Genomic DNA, 22278 nt, shown 5'->3' with positions numbered 1-22278 from the left:
TTTCATTTATAATGCTACATGAATGGTTTCTTTTTGATTATAATTATCTGAATATACAAATCATAGCATCTAAAAACCGTGAATTCAATATGGATAACGTTTTCTCCAAAAACCAACAGCAATCCCTGTTAACCATATATACACCGAAGCATATAGGATACGCTGAAGTAACCCGCCTGGCAGATCCGTAAATACTGGCTGTAAGAATAGACTTAATAGAGCTCCTGTTGAGACTGCCGTACAAATAATCGTCCACCAAAATAGACGGGGCATCTTTTGATAGATAGCGATACTAATTAAAATCATTGCGGGCACCTGTACAACCATTCCTGGAAGTGCCGTTAACGTGTGCCAATTAAAATGAATATCTGCAGGCACAATGCCGGAGATGCTATAACTTGCTCCAAAAATACCAATAAAAACACTTGCTAATATTGCAGAAAGGGTTTTAGGCCACAATGGATAAAGGAAAACAGCACCAATCAAGATAGCCATACCTGTTAAGAAAAACGTCCAGTTCATCAGCCAGTGGTAAGGGGAACAAATAGCATAGGTTGCAAGTACATAGGTGTCCGTTCCACAACTAGTTACCCCCAGGTCACTCATGGGTTGGTCTAGAAAACTGTAAGGTGCTGTAGCAGCTCGGATAACCATTGCTTCTATAAAAAAGTAGGCGCTTAAAACAATCCAGCTGATTAAACCAATTCGAATAGAGTGTCTATTCGGTTTACGCAATAAAAACATGGACAGAAAAACGATACATGCAACGATAACCATTGCTATAGCATGAAATTCATAACTCATTTTATCGCACCGCCTTTGATTGATAGATTGTATCATCTATATGTAAACTTATATTGAAAAATCGCTCCCTTCACTACTTACGTTATTTTATTGATAAAGATTCATTCTATTTATGATGGAGAAATTTTAAAAGGTTATCCTTCTTTTAGTCGGATAACCTTTTAAAACAACCTGTATTGTATTCAAAGAAATGTGATTTACAAATACTGCCCTGTAAATGAGTCTTTATTTTCCTTAATCATTTCCGGCGTTCCCTCGGCAATCACCTTTCCTCCTTTTGCGCCACCTTCAGGGCCTAAGTCAACAATCCAGTCTGCCGCTTCAATTACTTGACTATTATGTTCCACCATAATCACTGTATTTCCTGCATCCACCAAACGGTTTAACAGTTTAAGCAGCTGGATCGTATCATTCGGATGCAGTCCAGTGGTTGGCTCATCCAATAAATAAAGAGAAGTCTTTTTCCCCTGCTTCATCAATTCTTTCGCAAGCTTTAACCGCTGTCCTTCTCCTCCTGAAAGAGTAGTTAAGGATTGGCCCATTTTTAGATAACCTAAACCGATTTCTGTCAGAAGCTTTAAAGTGGCTTGTATCTTCTTTTCCCCTTCAAAGATAGGCAGACATTCATGCACAGAGCTCTCTAAAATATCATTAATGGAATAGCCCTGATATTTCACTGCTAATACTTCTTGTTTAAACCTTCTTCCCTGACATTCCGGGCATACGACTTCTAAATCAGGGAAAAAGAGCATGTTCGTCGTTACATAACCAAGTCCCTGACAGTTTTCACAACGACCTCCTGCTGTATTAAAAGAGAAATGCTTTGCAGTGAACTTCTTATCCTTTGCTTCCGGCAGTTTGGCAAACAATGACCGAATTGGGGTAAACAAATCAATGTAGGTTGCTGTATTGGACCGTTTCATCCTGCTGAGTGGGGACTGGCCGACAATAATCATCTGATTATAAGGCGCAAGACCAGTTACTTTTTCAAATCCTTCATGAATGGTCTCATCTGCTTTTGCCAACACATCAAATAAGAGAGAAGATTTTCCTGAACCAGAAACGCCTGTTACTGCTGTTAAGCATCCTGCCGGAAAAGTTACTGTTACATCCTGCAGATTATTTGCTGTGGCGTGATATATCGTAATACCTTCCTTCGTACCAGTTCGATTATTCATTTTCTTCGGTTTTTCTGTGCGCAAATATTGCCCTGTAACAGATGTTTCTTCATTGATCAATTCTTGTAAGGTTCCTTGTCCAACTACAGCGCCGCCAAGCTTTCCAGCTCCCGGGCCAATATCAATAATATAATCCGCTTCTTTCATGACGTCGACATCATGTTCAATTAATAGGACAGTATTTCCTAAATCACGGAGATGTTTTAAGACGCTGATGAGACCTGCTGTATCCTTAGGATGCAGCCCGACTGTCGGCTCGTCCATAATGTATAACACGCCTGTCAGTGCGGAATCTAAAAGTGCAGATAACCGTATCCGTTGCGCCTCTCCACCAGATAACGTAATGACTTGTCTGTCCAGCGTCAGATAGCCTAGCCCTATTTTGATAATACGGGAAAGCTTTGTTTTTACATCTTGCGTGAAAGTTTCAACAAGCTGATAACTTATTTGATTCAGTGACCTCTCTAATCGGCTTAACCATGCAGCCATTTCTTCTAAAGAATGAACAACTAATTGCGGAATCGTCCAGCCATCTACAGTAACTGCCCGGCTCGTTTCATTTAAACGTTCTCCATGACAGTCTGGGCAGGTTTGGGAATAGAAATAAGCATCTGCTTCTGCTGAAGAACCATCATGTTCCGCATAACGGCGCCACATCGAAGTCAACACACCGGGGAACTTCCCTTTTTCTACTGTTTTGGGAGACTTCACGTTTGGAAAAAGCTGCTTCACCTCATCGCTTTCCACTCCATAATAAAGAATCGCTTTTTGTCCTTCATTGAAATGCTTGATCGGTACATGATCAACATCTGGCAATTGATAATACCGAAAAGCTGCTTTTAAAACAGCAATTTGATATTCGCCGTAACGACCAACAAAAATGTCCACAGCACCATCTTCTAAAGAAAGTTCCTCATGAAAAACCGATGGCAAATGAATCGCCACCGTTTTTCCTAACCCCTTACAAGTCGGACAAGCTCCTTCCGTTGTATTATAAGAGAAATGGGTACGCGTTAGTTTTTCCATTTTTTCATCGCAATTTGGACAAAAGATATATTCTGTGAAGTTATCTGCTTCTCTTTCAACTTCCCCTTCATAAGTCATTGGGTTGATTCTGTGCTGACACTTCGGACAAGCTCTTACTCCAAGCTTTTCAAATACCATTCGCAGACTGGTATACATATCTGTCATCGTCCCGACTGTCGAGCGCGGGTTTCGGTTGGTAATATGCTGGTTAATGCTGATAGCAGGTGATAAACCACTGATAGACTCCACTTTTGGTTTATTGATTCCCTGCATCCCCATTGATTCTAGATATTGGCGCTGACATTCATTGAATAAGGTATCCAGAGCGAGTGTGCTTTTCCCAGATCCAGAGGGACCTGTAACGACAACCAATTTATTCTTCGGAATAGATACAGAGAGATTTTTTAAATTATTTTCCTGGGCTCCTTTTACAGTCATCATGTTATGCATGTTGATATTCCTCCTCCGTAGCTTCTGTTTTATCCATAGATTCTGATTGCAATCGCAACGTTTTTTTCATGGTGATATAGAAAAATAGTGTTTTCATTACGAATGGCATCTTGATATCCCTCCTTAAAAACATCTATTTCAATCATATAACATTTGTGCAAGTGCAATGTTTTATAATAAATGATACGCTATAATAACGTTCATCAATAAAAACCCGTCACGGGTCTATAAGGTTTTAGTTGAATCTTTGGAGGTAATTATGGAGTTAAGACCAATTGATATTGCTAAAAAACTAGATGTAGGAACAAGCGCACTTAGACACTATGAGGAATGGGGTATTGTGCCAAAAGCTATCCGAAAAGCAAATGGTTATCGGGTATACACAGAGGTTCACGAAGCCTATTTTCAATGTATCCGCGCCATGTACCCAGGTTTTGGCATGGGGACTGTCCGCATCGTGATGCCTCTGCTGCAGGAAAATAAATATATTGAAGCATTATGGAAAGTCAATGAAGTACAAGCTGAATTATACGAAAGAAAACAGCACGCCATGGATGCTGTTTCGATCCTAAACCCGGACAATATACAAGATTTTATGAAAAAGCAACGAAAGAAACATTATTCGATTGGAGAAGTAGAAAATGAGCTCCATGTTGCTGCAACAACCCTTAGGCATTGGGAAAAGGAAGGGTTAATTATTCCTGAAAGAAATCCGGAAAATGGCTATCGGTTATATACTCGCGAGGATATGAGAAAATTACTGATTATTAAAACCGTACAATCCTCTGTTTATTTCTTGGATACGGTACGCGATATATTGGATAAGATACAACATCACAGTCTAACAGATGCCAGAAAAATGGTGATCGATGCGCTCGATTATATGGATTATCAAATTGAACAGCAATTAAGGGGAGCGTATTATCTGTATAAGTTGGTTGATTTGTTGAAAGATAAAAATACATGAGCTTCATTTGGTTTTATGAGAAATGCCGGAACTCTGTACTGCAGCAACATACGCATGATTGCAAAAACAGATACCCCCTAGCGGAATATCTGTTTTCTATTTCTATTTCTATTCAAATTCCCAATCTAATTGCGGGTTTTTGGTAACACAATCAATATGCACATCTGCTTTATTCGTTCCGCCGAAAGTATGATTAGAGCCAAAAGCAACATGAACCGTCTCATAAGCTTTTTCATCTTCTAAAATATTTCCAGTGATTCTCGCAGCATGGTTCGTGCCAATTCCAAGCTCAGCTGCCAAACGCCCATTTCCTTCTCCAAGAAGGGATAACAGTAATGCTCCCTGTTCACCAGTTGCTTGAACAAGTCGTCCTTTTTCAACTGTCAGAACAACAGGCTCATCTACCAATCCAATTCCTGCCATAGAGCCATTTATCTCTATTTTCCCTTCCGCTAATCCTTCTACAGGAGCAATATATGCTTCCCCAGATGGAAGATTTCCTGATGCTGTTTTGCCGCGGAATATTCCTGTGCTGGCTATTCCATCTCTTCCTTCCAGTGGAATATGAAGCTTAAGATTTTTTTCTTTTCCAGTTGTAATGGTTACTGCTTTCGCTTTTGTCAGCTTAGCAGTCATGTCGGTTGTTTCTTTTTCGACACGCTTGTAATCTGCACTCATCGCTCCTTGCAGAATCATATCTTCCGTAATTCCCGGCATCGTAATCACACTTACCCCATGGGCATTTGCATTTTTTCTTGCAACCGTATGAGTAAGGGAATGCTTGGTCAGGCAAAATACAAGATCATATGCAAGCATCGCTTCCGAATTTGCTTCCGGCGGTTCTTCCCCTGATTTATCGCGATCCGACATGATTTGTAAATCCGCATTCCAATCATCCTGCTCCAAAGCCGCTTGAAATTTCTTGCCCAGAGCTTCGGTACTATGATCGGTTACCACTAACATTTTCGCATCTTTCTCTGCAAATACATTATGCTTCATTAATTTCGCAACGGTTTGCTGAAAAGAATTCATTTTACTGCCTTCTTTCTATGCCTTAAAATTATAATTTATTTAAATATGCTTTCGCTGCATAAGCAGCAACTTTTCTTGGCAGAAATACGCTTAATCCACTTGCATTCATCGCTCTTTCTTCATGCTTTTCATTGTACCCCATACAATCAAGGACAATCAAATCCGCCCCCTGATTCTTTAAAGCTCTTGCAGCCCCTTCTATATCACTTTTTTCATAAGGAGAAGCTACTTCCACAAGCTTTTTTATTTCCGGATGATTCCACTTTTCAATCAGCGAATCTCTTTGCTCTTCTAATGGAATAATTAACCCCAGATTTCCAGACGGCATTACCTCGCGGACAGCTTTGTTTAACTCAACGTCTGGATAAATAATTGGCTTGGCCCCTTGTAAAGTTGGAAAATCTCCTGTACAAAGCATCATAATTACATCTGTCTGTTCTTCCAACGTATCTCTTTCTTCCTGAAGCAGTGGAAGAAGTTTTGATTTTCCCATTTTTACAGAGCCTCCGTTTCTGACCCTGGATATATACGTTGTATCCGCAGTATCCGGCGCAACGGTATGAAATGAATCCGTATCGAGCCTATCCAAAGCTCCTCTTTCAACGATTTCTATTTCTGGACCAAGAATTCTCTGAATAGAAGGAGTAACATCTGTACGCGGAGCTTGTCCGATTGTTAGAACGCCTACACTTCCATTTACCATTTTAAGCTTTCCCTAATGTTTGCAGATGTTTCATCGATCCATAAAGTTCTTCCAAACGATTATACTCTGCTTTATCATAGAATTCGATTTGCTTCTGAGTAAATTCTTTGGCTACCTCAATAGAGAAACGGACAGCCTGTGCAACATCCACTTCATGACTAGCCCCTGTACCGCTTCCTGGAACAGCTGTCTGCGCAGTTATTGCTACACCAATAACTGGTGCATCAGTCGCAACTGCTGGTTGGAGGATACTGTTAATATGGAACACATCATTCCCATACGGGGTAATGTCCTGTGTGGTGACTGCAAAGGTGACTGGTAATTCTCCCGTTGTCATTTCCATAATTCTTATTAAATCATCGTTGAATTTTAACACATATCCCGACTTCACAGTTGGTGACAATGCTATTCCCCGGTGATTAAATACTTTATTTCCTTTTGTCGTATCGATAGATAATACTGCATCCATCTCTGGGAATACTTCATATTGATTCATCGTCAAAATATCCACCGGTGATCCCATAAAATCCACAGGCTCATGCGGTTGAGTTGGTGCATTTGGGCAAATATGTGTGGTGATATAAATATCCCCAGGCAGACGATCTCCTTTTTCAGCCATCGTTGCTAGTTTCAGAGCTGTTGTAACTGCAGCGGCCGCACCGTCCCCATCAGAAACAAACCCGATACGATTTGGACGTGCACCAAGTCCGCCCAATCTTCCAACAATACCTAGAGAAGGAGCATCCCCTCCGTCTACCTTTCCATTCGTTCCTTTAATCACTACTTTAATGAAATCAGTCGAACCAGTTTCCCCGGTTACTGTCTCAAAACTAGCATCGCAATAATTCATTTCATCGAACAGTTTTACAATTTTTTCGCCATTAATACTTGCATCATCTAATAATTCCATAACTTCCATTGTTTGTTTTAAAGACATTCTCTCTTCAGCTCCTTAGATAATAGATTTATTGATAATCGGCTCTACCGCTTTTAATAACTTCTGATTGTACATCGTAGAGCTTAAAAGTAAGTTCTCTTTTGGTACAGACATAACAGCTATTTTGATGCCTTCTTTCATTTCTGCACTGACAAGCGGTTTCCCCGTCTCTACATCGAAAGTCATAATCAGATCAGGAAATGTTCCTTTACGCTCCCCATTCTTTTCTGCAGTCATATACTCATTCCAAAAAGTAAGCTCTAAATCATCAATACGCACATAACCGACATCAAATCCGCCAGTTTTATCCAATTGAAATTCATTCACTTTACCAGAATGAATAATTCTTCCTTTTAGGTACGTTACTGCTTTTTCAATGCGTTCCGGACCCTCCGGCACAGATAAAAATTCATTTCCCAATTCCATTGCCTGTGATATTGCCCCAACTGCTGCGTTTTCCTTCATATACTGCGTATCGACCGGGTTTCGGCAAACACCAACCATGCCTCCAGCTTGCACGGAGATGGAGCGGACTGCACTGGAAGTAAGATCGAGTGTACCTGTAATAGAACCAGCTACTTCTTTATCGCCTTTCCCTCCAGCAAAGGTTTGAATCGATTGATAATCCGCTACTTCAGAAAGATTCATCGACCCCATGGAACCTGTTGGATGCGCTCTTCCATTGGAAGGGGCGTCTATTACAGGCAAACCAGATGCTGCCGCCTGCAGCCAGCCATTAATCGTGGTTGAAGCACCATTTTCATTTGTCATTAATGCTGCAATCGGCTGATTAAACTCGGCCTTCATTCGATGGACGGTATCAACCAACTGCCCGGAATCTACATACATTTCTTCAGCAGATGGAGCTCCCACTAACGAAACACAAGCAACAAATTCGTTATCCTGTAATTCATCGACTGTAATCAGCTCCGGTTTTCCCAAAGCAAAAGCAAGGTCCGCCTTTTCTAAGCCGTCAGCGATCCAGCCGCCTCCACCTCCGCCGAGAATACATCCTCCATATACAGCACGAATTGCATCTTCTTTTGTCAACATTTTTCTAACCATTGTCCAATCCTCCTAATTATCTTGCTTTCCATATAGATGAAAAGAAACTATAAATCGCATCACCAGCAATAAACCCGGCTGCCATCGTATACATTGTATTTTCTGCCTCCTGGCCTCGAAGCTTGATAATCGCGATTCGGATAATCAGTCCAGCGATAACAGCCCAGCCGGCGAGCGGGTTAACAATCAACAAGCCTGTCGCAAATAAAACTCCCATTTGACGTTTTGGACCGCCAATAAGCTGGATAATTGCCCCAGGAATGGCCCATAGTAATATCAGCATGCCAACATTTCCAGTCAGACCAGATTCAATCGTTGCTGCATAAACGGCATCAACAGGGGGAATGAGCCCTTGTTCAAAGAAACTCTCTGCGAATAAGAAAACAACGACAAATGCAACACCAAATCCGATAAACGCACTTTTAAGCTGTTGCTTTCTTCCAAATAATTCTTGCTCCAGCGTTGTTCCCTTTCGTAAAATAACACCTGTTTTCAAATCAAATCCCAAGTCCGCAAAGGCAGGTCCGGTAGAAGCGGTATATCCAGTTAATAATGCAAGGGCAATCGGCGGAAATCCAATCATCATGCCGATTAATAAGAAAATCAGCGTTACTGCAAATGCTGGAAACCATCCGGAGTGCATAGCGGCAATACCAACAATCATTTCACTGATGATGGCAGCAAGGGCAGCAAATAAAACAAATACTGCAATTTGCCATAGAGGCATATCTGTCATGATTCCACCTAAAATGGCAACCACCACTGCACCTAGAGCATAAAATAGATAACCAAGTCCAAAACCCGTTTTGATATCTTTTTCCGTACGTGTATACACATGCTCTGATGTCTCTTCTTTCATATTCCGCTGTTGCTTTCTCGATTTGACAAGGATGAAAATAAACTGTAAAAGTGCCACACTTCCTGCTCCGATCATCATGCCATGCGGAATATAATATGCATTTAAATCTACTCCGAATAATGGATCAGAATATCCCATAAGCAACAAGCCGATTCCAAACATGGCAAGTGCCCAAATATTACCGATAAAGGCTACACCAAAGGCGGACATCGAAATGCCAAAATAAGAACCGATTACCCCGCCAAGAATACCCAAACTTAAGTATTTAGCTTTCTTTCCGCCTTCATCTCCTGCTTTAATGGCTTCTGCTGTCGCTATTCCTGAAGGCCACGCTTCATCTGAACCAAATAGCTTTGTATCAAACACCTTGTATAGGATTAAAGCATCGATTGCAAGCGCAATACCCGAACCGATAAGCATAGGAATAATCAACTCAGGAACTCCCATCGCATAAGGCAATCCAATTGGAATCAATAAGCTGTTTGCCGCGCCAAAGGTTGCAGCAGATATCGTCGTTTGCACCAAATTTTGATTTTCTAATGTACGATATTTATAAAACATCTGCATCGGGATTCTCGCAATTAACATCGCAATCAGAGCACCGATAATAGAGGTGTTTGGAGTGATCCCCAGGGATGTAATTAATTGCATCCCAATAATGGCACCTAAAAATGCGATAATAATAGAGAATATGATAAATGTAGGATCAAACGTTTTCTTCTTCATCTTTTTCCCTCGTTTCTATTAGCTGATAAGCTATCGCCTGCGCTTCGACTAAATCAATCACAGGAATTTTCACTCTTTTCTGTAAATAATCTTTTAAACGAATAGTTGAAAATCCCGTACAGGCAAATAAAATAACATCTGCACCTGATTCCATCTGCTGGTGAACAAGTGTCAGTAATTCCTGTTTTGCATTCGCTTTGAATAAATCTGTTGTTTTACTAAGCTTTGATGAAGAAGTATAAGCGTGAAAACGACTTCCAAGCTCTTTTTTCATTCTTACGGGAGGTTCTTTCGTTATCCCTATAATTCCAACCTTACTCCCGACCATACTGGCAGCATGTGCACCTGAGACACCTGCGCCGATGATTGGAATATCTGTTTCCAAGCGAGCTTCATCTAATGCAGGATCTGCAGCACAGCTGATAGTAATGGCATCGATATCTCTTTCTTGAGATAGTTCTTTCGCCAGAGAAATAATCTTCGGTATCGCTTCTGCTTCCGATTCATTATCGTATATACCGTTCGGCTGTTCTCCGATACATTTTGTTTTTGAGGCAATATGATACAGCTCTTTCATTCTTTTTCCATGCTCCATCAAAATATTTTCATCGTCCGTTGTTAATACTCTGACAATTCCTAACATTACCTCATCTCCTTTCCGGCTATTATAAAGAGTTATAAAATGTTTTAGAATGTTAAAAATGCGCAATATATGCGCAATAAATTTTCACACTTTTTCCACGGCCCGGGAAGCATCTATCATATAGCTTTCTATAAATGATGAAAAGGATGCTTTGTTCCAGCTGTTGTGAAACGGGTTGAACTCCCTATTCACTTCAAAATAAAACAATCCTCAAACTCTGCTCATAGAATTTGAGGATTGCTCGGATTCTGTCATTTTTTCAATATTTTAACAAACCGCTGCCAATATTCAGTGAATACAAAAATTTCTACAGAATAAAGTCCACTCTATCATTACAAAATCTCTAGCGCTTCTTTTTTCAAGATAATTCCTTTATTTTCAAACAAAAACGTAAAATAAAACCAGCCTCCGGGTTACTAATATCCATATTTAATGCCTCTTCAATTTTATTTATCCGGTAATTTAATGTACGACGATGAATGAATAATTTTTCAGAGGTTTTCGATATGTTCCCGTTATTATCCAAATAAACGATTAATGTTTGGAGTAACTCATCATTTTCTTCCCGGAGCAATGGAGATAAGACCGTATCCGTATATTTTTGTACAACATCCTCTGAAGTTAAATGAATCAATATCTCATAAATTCCTAATTGGTCATGGAGATAGACATTTTCTTCCGGTTTTACCTTTTTCCCTATTTCCATCATTTTTGTAACGGAGTGAAGCGCCTGATCGAAATTTTGACCATCCGATATGCAAGGACTAATTGAAAGACGAATCGTTTCTGCGCTGTTTCCTGCGTTATATTGCATGACCAGCTGTTGCCACGCTTTCACAACCATTGGATAATCAGCCTTGTCCCCATAATGAAAAGCATAAAAATGATTATGTTTTTCAAAGATAAATGTTTTCCCACATTCAAATTGATTCAACAAGACATCCAGCTCTTTTCTGACTAGACAGGAAGCATCCACGAATACATTTTCCGGCTGGTTTGCCTGTGTTATCCACGGTGCTTGAAAGTGCACAATGGTTATCCCCTTATCTTCATTGTCCTTCACATCATGTAAATAAGATTCCATTAACTCCATTTCGTATAGTCGATGTTTTTGATAATAAATTTGATCACTCAGAAATAGTTCACTCAATTTATTACTCATTTTCTTCATCGTGACAGCATCTATTTCGGCTAATTTTTCATCTGCATAGAGTACATGAATAATACCAAAAACTTGATTCTTAGAAACTAAAGGGATTAACATTTTGTTCTTATACCCTTGCATTTTATAAATAATAAATGACTTATCGTTGAATTCTCTAATCCATTCTTCAATCATTTTTAAATAAGAAGTAACTTGCGGTGAAGAAAACAGAGCGCTCGATTTTCTCCATCCATCCGTTTTAAAATTGGCAGAGCGATACAAAAGCTTCCCTTCCAGATCCTCCACGTAAACGGAAGCATTCACGATTTCCGCAATGTTTTCAATTGCTTGCTCCATGGAGGTAAAACTTGATTCCTCCAGTTTAAAAAATGGATGATGTGTTTGAATCTGCAGTTGTTTCTCTTCATATAATTTTTCATATAGAGGCATCAATATATTTATATAAGAAATATTCTTTGGAATGGATATAATCGGAAAATCTCTTTTATCTGCCAATTCGATCATTTTTTCCGGAAGCTCATGAATAAATCTTCCAAGCTTGACCACAATCCCAGATGCACCTTTTTCAATTAACGTTTGGACAATGTCAATTTGTTTTTCTTCATCATCCTTAATCGAATAGAAAGTAGTCATAATCAATATACCAGGTGTCACCCAATCCAATACTTCAGGAACCTCCATTACTTCAACCGAATTAATTATATTGTTTAATCCTTCATGTCCTGTAATTAGTGTTCCTGCTGATAACTCTCCAATTTTTAATGCATCTGCTATTCTCATAAACGTACTCCTTACTGTTTCCTAATCTCACTTATGATTTTTAAAACAAATTATTGGTTTACTATCTGAACAGGATATTACAGTATCTTACCCTTTACAATATTTGAAGTCAAATACTGTCACCATTTACATCAATTAAAAACAGCCATGAACCTCGAAAATTTTAGGGTTAATGGCTGTTCGTGTCTTAGGAGAGAGTCACCGTAAAATTGATCCTTTGAGACAATTCCTATACTTATTATTTTTCTTTTAATATGAAGGAGTTTGGATGTTAATCGATACTTCACTTCTTCGATTTATACAGTATCCATTAATCACTGTGATAAAGCTTCAGGGAACATTTTACGTTTCTCCTTCTTCCGCATCCGGGACATACTCTAAAATATCTCCAGGCTGGCATTCCAAAGCCTCGCATATCTTTTCCAACGTCGAAAAACGGATTGCTTTTGCTTTTCCATTTTTTAAGATAGAGAGATTCGCCATCGTTATTCCAACCTTATCGGTCAATTCCGTCACGCTCATTTTTCGTTTTGCCAGCATAACATCCATATGAATCATAATTGCCATACGCTCACCTCACACCGTTAAATCATTTTCTGTTTTAATATCGAGTGCATTCTTCAAGATTTTCTGCAATACCGATGCAAATACGGCAATCACAAAGGATGCAAACATTGGAACAAAGCCAATAATGATAGCTCCTGGAGCATCATCTTTCTCTGCAAAGATATAAATAAATGGCATCATAACAATATAAATACCTGTAATAATCAGCGCATATTGCTTAATCTTTTTTAATGTGAAAACGGCGGATTCTGAAAAGGCATCGTTCTTGTCAATTAACTTTAATAGTCGTAAAGCCTGATAAAGCGCCATATAATAAGGAATCGTTGTTAAAAGAAATCCGATGATTATCGGGTAGATTACCCATTTTACCATAGACGGCCCATCCGAAATGTTGTTTATGAATTGCGGAATCAGGAAGATACTCAATACAAATATAAGTAACCCCATTAAATAAACGACTGTTTTTAAAAATACTGTTGAACTTTTTGGCATAACTATCACCTCATTGATAAATGCAATATTTCATGTTTCATTAACTTTTACTTCTGACAATATCTTGATTACTTCTATCCAGCATTCCTTCTATTTTCGCCTGCGATTGCTTTAACATCGCCACAATTAAAAAACTGACAATGACTAATAACAGCCAGGAGCTTACTTTTCCCAGATGGACCATACTCCACATTTCCGCCTGATTCGGATATTCCCATGCCTGGAAGAAAGTTGCTATATTTTCAGCGATCCAAATAAAGAATCCAATCAGGAAAAAAGAAAGGATAATAGGCATACGATAACGTTGATTACCAACTTTATAATCCACATGCGCTCTAAAGAAAACAATAATGACCAATGCAGATAGCCACCACCGTATATCCAGCCAGTAATGATGGGTAAAGAAGTTCAAATAAATCGCAGCTGCGAGCGGACCCGCTAAAAGAATAGATGGCCATTTTACCAGCCTTACATCCAGCCTTCTCCATGCCTGGCACAAATAGCTGGCTACACTTGCGTACATAAACCCGCTGTATAACGGAACTCCAAAAACTTTCGTATATGCTTCTTCCGGGTACACCCATGAACCCATATTCACCTTAAAGATTTCTAAGTTCAACCCGATGATATGAAATAATGTGATAACTACCAGCTCTTTTTTTGTTTCCAATCCAGATATGATCATAAAAACCTGTGTCAGTAAACAGATGATTAATAACCAATCATATCTTGATAAGAAAGGAAGTTCGATAAACTTTGTTATAGCTAAAGACGCAAAAATAATTACCGGAAAAACACAGGATAATGCTTGTTCATAGCCGAATCGAATAAGTTGTTTGATTGCTTTCATTTTTTTAGTCTCCATTTTTAATTTCATAATACTAATATTGATTATAGATATAATTTTATCGAAAATCAATAAATAATTATTAAAAATAGATAAAAATATGGTTGTGATTATTTTCGATACATAAAAAAAGACTAAACCAATTCGATTTAGCCTTCATCTTTTATAGATTTTATTTTTAAGTGCAATTATGCCTTTTTCTCCAATGCTAAGAGCCCTTCCTTCATCGAAATACCACCGCGAAATCCTGTCAGCTTACCATCCTTTGCTATCACACGATGACATGGAACGAGAATCATTACTGGATTGGCGCCGATTGCTGCACCAACAGCTCTGACAGCTTTGGGCTTTTCTATTTTTTCCGCTATATCCATATAAGAAACGGTCTTCCCATAAGGAATGTTTTGCAGTGCTTCCCAAACGGTTTCTTGAAATGCAGTACCTTTTAAATCGATCGGTACATCAAATTGTGTTCTTTCTCCGTCCAAATAAGAAATCAGCTGCTCCTTATAAGCATTGATTTTCTGTTCATCATGTACCAATTCTGCACCTGCTCTTTTTTTCTCAGCCCAGCTTTCTATCTCATCTATTTCTTTCTTTTGAGATCCAACATAGCATAGCCCTTTATCGGTTGCCGCCAGATAGAACGACCAGCCGTTATGCTCTAATTTTCCATAATATATTGTTTCTTCGTGGTTATTCTTCATTTCAGATACCTTCTCCCTGTTCGCTTTTCTGAATTGACGAGGTGTTAGATGATTCTTTTCTTTAAATAGGGTTGTAAAGCGAGTTGGATTTGTTATTCCTACAAGCTGACTAATTTCCTTAACAGATAAATTCGTTTTTATTAAAAAATCCTTTGCTTTCTCCAGCCTTATTTGCTGCAAATAAGCCAAAGGAGTTATTCCTCTCCATCTTTTAAACACGCGATGCAAGTGATAAGGACTGCCATGAACTGCTTCTGCAAGCTCGTTTAAGGTTAAAGACGTTGCATAATTTTCTCTGATATAATTTCCCGCCTGCAAAACCCATTCTTCATCCGGCAAGCTGCTTCCTCCAGATTTACATCTCTTACATGGTCTATACCCAGCCTGCAAAGCATCTTCTGCTTTTCTAAAAATCGTGACATTATCAAAGTTGGGAACTCTTGATTTACAAGAAGGGCGGCAAAAGATTTTTGTTGTTTTCACCGCATAAAAGAACTGCCCATCATATGCTTTATCATTTTCCATAATTGCTTTTCGCTGCTCCGCTGTGATGTTTGGATTCACTAGCAATCACCTCTACTTTCATTGTACACCTGAAAGATAAGAAATAAAGAGGCATCTAATTAAAAAGCAAGATATGAAAGCTTCTACTTTCCTCTTACAACTTGTTTTTGCCTGACTTTCTGCTGAAACAAAAAGGGAATGACTAAATACAAGGCATAAGCAAAAGACATCCAGGATGAAAAAGCAATAACCTGTGTCTCGTTTAAGTTCGGATAGATTATTTGATAATTTGAAAAAACAAAGCTATCCAGTACTAAACCAATCATCGTTCCTACAATTCCAAATCGGATCGCTGCATAATCTTTTTTATCAAATAAGGTATAGAGATAGACGACCAACATTAATAGGATGGCTGTTCCAACTAGAAGCATTGCGGAACTATATGTAAATGCATCCGTACCAGGTGGAAACAGAACTTTTTCTCCAAAAATTCGGAAAAATAATGTAGCAGCTCCCCAGACGATAACACCCCATGCTGCTGTGAACAAATAGGTTTTCATTCCATTGCCTCCTCGCTTACTTACATTACGTAACTGTATCTATAACTCTGTACAAATTTCTGATAACTTCCTGATGAACAAACTACAAAAAAGGGATGATATCATGCCCTCCTACCAGCATTATACCATCCCTATTTAAAATGAAGAAAAACAAGTGCATATTATTTTTTATCGCACAGCTATTTTTCAAAACATTACCGCTTCATTACATTCTGAGGATTCCCGTCTAAAAATGCCAGCGTATTTTCAAACGCCACTTCCGCACGTAATTCCATTGCCTCATCCGTTAAAAAGCCGACATGCGGCGTTAATATCGCATTTTTTGCATGCAATAGTTTATAATCGTCTGGAATTGGCGGTTCCATATCAAACACATCAATACCAGCTCCTGCAATTTTACCATTGTTCAACGCATCTGCAAGGGCATCATTATCCACAATCGGTCCTCTTGCACAGTTGATTAAAACGGCGGATTCTTTCATTAAATCCAGTTTTTCTTTCGAGATTAACCCTTGGGTACTAGGTATAGATGGCACGTGTAGAGTTACAATATCCAATTGCGTCATCATATCATCTAAATCCATATACTCTACACCCAAATCCACTGCTTCCGGATTAATACTGGCCTGATTGGAGGCCACTAATTTTGCACCAAAAGCTTTAAATAAACGCGCAACCTCGATACCTATTTTTCCTGTACCGATGATACCGACTGTTTTTCCTTTAATTTCCTTCCCTTGAAAAGCTCCAGAATATTTTGTTGCGCGGATATCTTCATTTCCTTGTGTGATATGACGATATAAATCCATCACCAGGCCAATGGTTAATTCAGCTACTGCCTGGTTTGCATACCCGGCGGCGTTACATACCAGAATATCCTGATTTTTTGCACCTGCTATCCCTACATGATCCACGCCTGTAAAAGCAACATTAATTAATTTTAAATTCTCACTTTGGTCAATTACTTCGGTGGGATACGGATTATTGGCAATCATCACAACGTCTGCGTCTTTACTGCGTTTTGCCAGTTCATTAGTATCCGTTGTTTTTTCATTATAGTAAGTAAATGCATGTCCTTTCTGTTTAATCGGTTCTGCTAATTTCTCAATCAGTGCATCTGGAACATTTAATGGTTCTAATAATTTTACTAACATTTCATTCATTCCTTCCTTGTTATCCCTGTCAAATGTTACTGTATCCATTTTTAAATAATTTACGCCGCCATCTTTCATAAGACTCTCTTTTTGTATACCCTGTTCAGGCATTATAGAAACAATAGAAATGAATAGAACAGCTTAAAACGTATCCTTTTATTATGAGATTACATATTATTTCCTCTTAAGGATTGCTTATCCGCCGTGTCACGACATAAAAAAGCCCCCTTTCTCAACAGAAATTGAAAAAGGAGGCTTTCCTTGATAGGAAAATTTTCTAAACGTTTTATTACATTACTTCACCGTTTCTTTTTGGCTGATCAAGGCGTCCTCCAGTCTATTTACCGCCACTACTAAAGCGTAAATAGATGCTGCGGTAATATCCTCATGAATACCTGCACCCCAATAAATTGCTCCTTGATGAGAAATACCAATCTGTGCACAGGCTTCTGCAGAAGAATCTTTACCTAACGATTGCTGCTCATAAACTTCTAAAGCATAGTCCATGTTAAAGTAAGCTTTTAATGCATTGCTGATGGCATCCAGACTTCCGGCGCCATTTCCTTGCAATTCGACTTGCTCCTCCTCTGTTTGGATAGTTAACGTAACTTCCTGCCCGTTTCCTTTATTAAAATGGTAATTCACAAGTTCAAAATACGGATGGTAGTCTACATAATTCTCTCTGAATACCTGATAAATTTCTTCAGCAGCCAGCTCTCTGCTGGTTTGATCCGATACTTCTTTCGTGGCATATCCCATCGCTTCATTCATTTTATACGGGAGCTTCACGCCAAAGTTTGTTTCAAGGATATAGCCGATACCGCCTTTTCCGGACTGGCTGTTGACTCGAATAACATCCGTTTGATAATTTCTTCCAATGTCTCCCGGATCCACTGGAATATATGGAATATCCCATTCTTCCACTTCATTTTCCTGACGATATTTCATTCCTTTGGAGATGGCATCCTGATGCGAACCAGAAAATGCTGTGAAAACAAGATCGCCGGAATAAGGATGTCTTTCATGCACTTCTGTTCTGGTCAGCTTTTCATACTTTTCACGAATCGCATTCATCTGGCTGAAATCCAATTCCGGATCAAACCCTTGCGAATACATATTCATCGCTAAAGTAATCAAATCCACATTGCCGGTCCGCTCGCCGATACCAAATAACGTACCTTCCACGCGTTCTGCTCCTGCGAGCACGCCGAATTCTGCATCACTCACACCGCTTCCCCGGTCATTATGCGGGTGAATGGATAAAACAACCCCATCGCGATAGGAGAGATTTTTATGAATATATTCGATTTGACTGGCGAAAATATGCGGCATCGCAACTTCCACGGTTGCCGGAATATTAATAATCGCTTTATGATCGGATGCCGGCTTCCAAATATCCAGTACACTGTTGCAAATATCTAATGCATAATCGACCTCTGTGCCCGAAAAACTTTCCGGACTATATTGAAAATAGAAATTCCCCTCTGTCTGTTCAGCCAGCTCCTGTACTAAAACAGCTCCGTCTAAAGCAATCTGTTTAATTTCATCTTTAGATTTCTTAAATACCTGTCTGCGCTGTGCCTCTGACGTTGAATTATATAAGTGTACAATGGCTTTCGGCGCCCCTTCAATGGCTTCAAAGGTCCGACGGATAATATGTTCCCTCGCCTGCGTAATCACCATAATGGTTACATCATCCGGAATCATATTGTTGTCAATCAGCGTTCGCACCAATGTAAACTCGGTATCGGAAGCAGCCGGAAATCCAACTTCAATTTCTTTAAATCCAATATCTACTAACAGCTGAAACATCGCCAGTTTTTCTTCTAAATTCATTGGAATCGGCAGTGCCTGATTCCCGTCCCGCAGGTCTACACTGCACCATGCCGGTGCCTTCTCTAAGGTTTCTTTCTTGACCCAGTCGTGCGAAACAGTCGGCGGCATAAAATATTGTTTTCCGTATTTTTGATGATTAAACATGTTTCATTCCTCCTCAGATTAAATGCAATTAAAAAAAGCCTTCCTTCTCCAGCAATGTAGATTGCTTGGAGACGAAAGACTTATGCTTACGCGGTACCACCCCGGTTTCATGATAATCATATATTACCATGCACTTATCCGGATACAGACAAATTTATCTTATAGAGGATGTTCAAAAAGTCCAATAAAAATGACACGGCGAATTTCTGCGTTGACGAGATTTTTCCGATACTCACGTATTATAAAGCATACGCTCCGTTCGTAAAAATCTCGTCGCCTTGAACTTCTTGGTCCTATTTATCGGTCTTTTTGAACACGCACTTATATCCTTCCCGTGTAACGGCGGGGTTCCGTCCTTAATTACTCTCTTTTACTCTTGGTTTCACTAAGGCTGCTCAAAAGGTGAGTTCCCTGCTTCCTTGTTATTGCTTTTCATCCGCCAGCAACTTTCTGCAAACAAGTCAGACAAGTACTACTCCTTATCCTTGCATTCCTATTTTGATATTTTCACTATCTTATCAGATTTATCAGAGAATGGGAAGGGGGAATTTCAAAAAATTTTCGGCACTTCCCCATTCATATTAAACATATCAGCTTTATATCACTTGCTTCTGTATTTAAAAATCTCCATTATATTTCCGTATTTCCGTTCCTTTCTATTTCAAATATTGTTTGACGTCTTCTATTGTTTCCAATTCATCAATATGATCGATGATTATTTCCAATGTGCTTATTTCCTGTTCGTATATCTGTTTCTTGATATCTTCTGCAAGCGGAGCTACAAACTTGGTGATTAATCGAATGGTTGTATTAGCTAGTGCTTCTGCTTTCCCTTCTTCTTTTCCTTCATTCCGAAAAATCTCTGCTAAAGTCATTGCCAATTCGCTCCCTTCTTGATAATTGCTTTCTATATGGTCAATTATATCATAATATTGTTCTTTTGTTTGCTTGTATAAGCCTCGTCATCAAAATGGACAATTTCATGTTTTTCACATACCTATAAGGGGTATATTACTAATAGAAATAAGAAAGGAGTGAATGACAAATGCATGAACAACACCAACATCACGATACACAACAACCTAATCATGGACATCATCATGAAGACCATCGTTCACATTCGCATGAGCATCATCACGAGCATATGATTGCAGACTTTAAAAAACGTTTCTACATTTCGCTTGTCTTGGCCGTGCCAATTATTCTGCTTTCTGATATGATTCAGTCGTTTTTCAACTACAATCTCTCATTTACCGGGGATAGTTGGATAGAGCTGATTCTAGCCAGCCTTATTTTCTTCTATGGCGGCTGGCCATTTTTAACAGGCGCTATTGATGAATTGAAACAAAAATCGCCAGGAATGATGACATTAATCGGTTTTGCAATCACTGTAGCTTATGTTTACAGTGCAGCAACTGTCCTCGGCCTGGAGGGGCATGATTTATTCTGGGAACTGGCAACACTGATTGCGATTATGCTACTGGGTCATTGGGTGGAAATGAAATCAGTCAGCAAAGCCTCTGATTCCATGGAATCTTTAGTGGAACTGATGCCACAGGAAGCAACCAAAATCGACCAGGCGGGTAATACAGAGGTTGTTCATGTTTCAGAGCTTCAAAAAGGGGATCATGTACGGATAAAACCCGGCGAAAAAATACCAGCAGACGGTATTGTTATAGATGGGAAATCTTCTATCGATGAATCGATGCTGACCGGTGAATCCATTCCTGTTGAAAAGCAGGTAAAAGATGAAGCCATCGGCGGTTCCATCAACACATCTGGTTCCTTGACAATTGAGGTTTCCAAAACAAGTGAAGAAGGCTATCTCTCACAGGTCGTTCAGCTTGTTAAAGAAGCGCAGGAAAGCAAATCAAAAACACAAGTGTTTTCTGACCGTGCTGCCAAATTACTATTTTATGTAGCTGTCTCTGCTGGTATTATTACGTTTGTAGTTTGGATAGCTTTAGGATATGGACTGGAAGAAGCCATGACACGAATGGTCACAGTTCTGGTTATCTCCTGTCCGCACGCATTAGGATTGGCGATTCCTTTAGTCGTCGCCCGTTCTACTTACCTGTCAGCGCAAAATGGCCTGTTTATCCGTAATCGTGCAGGTTTTGAAGATGCACGAAAAATCGATACTGTCGTATTCGATAAAACAGGGACATTAACCAAAGGGGAATTTGCTGTAACAGATATTGTACCTAATGGCAGTATCAGCGAGGATGAGCTTTTACAAAAAGCAGCTTCCATCGAAGCACAGTCGGAGCATCCAATAGCTGCCGGTATCATGGCTTCTGCCAAGAAACAGAAGATAGACTTGAAACAGCCGGAAACATTTGATTCGATAACCGGCGCCGGGATCAAAGCAAAACTGGAAGATACGTGGTATTTAGCTGTAAGCCCCGGATATATGGATAAAAACAACATTGCTTATGATACAGCCGCTTTGGATAGGTTATCTGACGCAGGAAAAACCGTTATTTTCGTTTTAGAGGAAGAACAATGCATTGGCATGATTGCACTTGCCGACCAGGTCAAAGATTCTTCTAAAGAAGCGGTACGCCGTTTGCATGAACTCGGTATCGAAGCACAGATGCTGACTGGTGATAATCAAACCGTCGCAAATGGTGTGGCCAAAGAAATCGGCATTGATCATGTAATTGCCGAAGTTCTACCTGATCAAAAAGCGGATCAGATCAAACAACTGCAAGCAAATAATAAAAGGACAGCGATGACTGGAGACGGAATCAATGACTCTCCTGCTTTAGCTACTGCTGACTTAGGTGTTGCAGTCGGTGCCGGTACAGACGTGGCGATGGAAACAGCAGATATCGTATTAGTAAACAGCAATCCGGTTGATGTTGTTTCCATTATTGAACTTTCCCGGTTAACCTATCGCAAAATGATTCAAAATCTCTGGTGGGCAGCCGGCTACAACATTATTGCTATTCCATTAGCAGCAGGTATTTTAGCTCCTTGGGGCATTGTTATGGATCCGGCAGTCGGCGCTGTGTTAATGTCACTAAGTACCATTATTGTCGCTTTTAACGCCAGGTTGTTAAAAAAGAAGAAATCCTAAAAAGAATGTTTCTTTTTTATAGGAAACTGAAAAACGCAAATCAGAAGAAA

Annotated in this window: 18 protein-coding genes, 2 pseudogenes and 1 other annotated feature; of the genes and pseudogenes, 2 read left to right on the top strand and 18 right to left on the bottom strand. The window is 39.4% G+C overall.

Annotated elements, in window-relative coordinates:
* Positions 1-84: 84 nt before the first annotated feature.
* Complete coding sequence (locus tag B7E05_RS08145) at positions 85-804, bottom strand: DUF998 domain-containing protein (protein ID WP_080873738.1); 720 nt, start codon at positions 802-804, stop codon at positions 85-87.
* Positions 805-1001: 197 nt separating this feature from the next.
* Positions 1002-3458, bottom strand: a complete 2457-nt coding sequence (gene uvrA / locus B7E05_RS08140; RefSeq protein ID WP_080873737.1) for an excinuclease ABC subunit UvrA — start codon at positions 3456-3458, stop codon at positions 1002-1004.
* Positions 3459-3717: 259 nt separating this feature from the next.
* Between uvrA and B7E05_RS22515 the strand changes: the two genes are divergently transcribed.
* Positions 3718-4425, top strand: a complete 708-nt coding sequence (locus B7E05_RS22515) for a MerR family transcriptional regulator (RefSeq protein WP_080873736.1) — start codon at positions 3718-3720, stop codon at positions 4423-4425.
* Between the two features lie 108 nt (positions 4426-4533).
* Here the strand turns inward: B7E05_RS22515 and B7E05_RS08130 are convergent, their stop codons facing one another.
* From B7E05_RS08130 to B7E05_RS08060, 16 genes and pseudogenes are all read right to left on the bottom strand, one after another.
* A complete protein-coding gene (locus B7E05_RS08130; RefSeq protein WP_080873735.1) occupies positions 4534-5457 on the bottom strand; it encodes an aminopeptidase in 924 nt (307 codons plus the stop codon).
* A gap of 28 nt (positions 5458-5485) precedes the next feature.
* Positions 5486-6160 (bottom strand): AroM family protein, encoded by a 675-nt coding sequence (locus B7E05_RS08125; RefSeq protein WP_080873734.1) that lies wholly within the window; start codon positions 6158-6160, stop codon positions 5486-5488.
* Between the two features lies 1 nt (position 6161).
* On the bottom strand, positions 6162-7097 hold the full coding sequence (locus B7E05_RS08120) for a DUF1177 domain-containing protein (protein ID WP_080873733.1): 936 nt from the start codon (positions 7095-7097) through the stop codon (positions 6162-6164).
* A gap of 15 nt (positions 7098-7112) precedes the next feature.
* Entirely contained in the window at positions 7113-8162 is a 1050-nt protein-coding gene (locus tag B7E05_RS08115) for an S-methyl thiohydantoin desulfurase family protein (protein WP_080873732.1), read from the bottom strand.
* A gap of 16 nt (positions 8163-8178) precedes the next feature.
* Positions 8179-9747, bottom strand: a complete 1569-nt coding sequence (locus B7E05_RS08110; protein ID WP_080873731.1) for an OPT/YSL family transporter — start codon at positions 9745-9747, stop codon at positions 8179-8181.
* Positions 9728-10390, bottom strand: a complete 663-nt coding sequence (locus tag B7E05_RS08105) for an aspartate/glutamate racemase family protein (protein ID WP_080873730.1) — start codon at positions 10388-10390, stop codon at positions 9728-9730. The genes B7E05_RS08110 and B7E05_RS08105 overlap by 20 nt, the downstream gene beginning before the upstream one ends.
* A 358-nt stretch (positions 10391-10748) precedes the next feature.
* Positions 10749-12335, bottom strand: a complete 1587-nt coding sequence (locus tag B7E05_RS08100) for a PucR family transcriptional regulator (protein ID WP_080873729.1) — start codon at positions 12333-12335, stop codon at positions 10749-10751.
* A gap of 342 nt (positions 12336-12677) precedes the next feature.
* The gene (locus tag B7E05_RS08095) at positions 12678-12902 is read right to left on the bottom strand and encodes a helix-turn-helix domain-containing protein (protein ID WP_080873728.1); all 225 of its coding nucleotides are present in this window, start codon (positions 12900-12902) and stop codon (positions 12678-12680) included.
* A gap of 9 nt (positions 12903-12911) precedes the next feature.
* A complete protein-coding gene (locus tag B7E05_RS08090) occupies positions 12912-13394 on the bottom strand; it encodes a DUF2975 domain-containing protein (protein ID WP_080873727.1) in 483 nt (160 codons plus the stop codon).
* A gap of 40 nt (positions 13395-13434) precedes the next feature.
* The gene (locus tag B7E05_RS08085; RefSeq protein WP_080873726.1) at positions 13435-14244 is read right to left on the bottom strand and encodes a DUF817 domain-containing protein; all 810 of its coding nucleotides are present in this window, start codon (positions 14242-14244) and stop codon (positions 13435-13437) included.
* A gap of 185 nt (positions 14245-14429) precedes the next feature.
* A pseudogene (locus B7E05_RS21920) lies at positions 14430-14912 on the bottom strand (methylated-DNA--[protein]-cysteine S-methyltransferase); the annotation flags it as partial.
* A gap of 45 nt (positions 14913-14957) precedes the next feature.
* Positions 14958-15473: pseudogene (locus tag B7E05_RS21915) on the bottom strand (bifunctional transcriptional activator/DNA repair enzyme AdaA); the annotation flags it as partial.
* Positions 15474-15595: 122 nt separating this feature from the next.
* The gene (locus B7E05_RS08075; protein ID WP_080873724.1) at positions 15596-16012 is read right to left on the bottom strand and encodes a DUF5367 family protein; all 417 of its coding nucleotides are present in this window, start codon (positions 16010-16012) and stop codon (positions 15596-15598) included.
* 194 nt (positions 16013-16206) lie between these two features.
* Positions 16207-17244 (bottom strand): NAD(P)-dependent oxidoreductase, encoded by a 1038-nt coding sequence (locus tag B7E05_RS08070; RefSeq protein WP_245833029.1) that lies wholly within the window; start codon positions 17242-17244, stop codon positions 16207-16209.
* A gap of 216 nt (positions 17245-17460) precedes the next feature.
* Positions 17461-19146, bottom strand: coding sequence for a 2-isopropylmalate synthase (locus B7E05_RS08065; protein WP_080873723.1), 1686 nt, complete (start codon positions 19144-19146; stop codon positions 17461-17463).
* A gap of 64 nt (positions 19147-19210) precedes the next feature.
* Positions 19211-19641 (bottom strand) — a binding site (T-box leader).
* Positions 19642-19802: 161 nt separating this feature from the next.
* The gene (locus B7E05_RS08060) at positions 19803-20021 is read right to left on the bottom strand and encodes a hypothetical protein (RefSeq protein WP_080873722.1); all 219 of its coding nucleotides are present in this window, start codon (positions 20019-20021) and stop codon (positions 19803-19805) included.
* A gap of 170 nt (positions 20022-20191) precedes the next feature.
* Here B7E05_RS08060 and B7E05_RS08055 point away from each other — a divergent pair, with 170 nt between their 5' ends.
* Positions 20192-22228: a copper-translocating P-type ATPase gene (locus tag B7E05_RS08055; protein ID WP_080873721.1), complete on the top strand. Its 2037-nt coding sequence runs from the start codon at positions 20192-20194 to the stop codon at positions 22226-22228.
* Positions 22229-22278: the final 50 nt, after the last annotated feature.

Source organism: Oceanobacillus timonensis (assembly GCF_900166635.1).
GTDB classification, from domain to species: Bacteria; Bacillota; Bacilli; order Bacillales; family Amphibacillaceae; genus Oceanobacillus; species Oceanobacillus timonensis.
The sequence above is the reverse complement of the archived record's forward strand: the minus strand, read 5'-3'. Positions and strand labels throughout refer to the sequence as shown.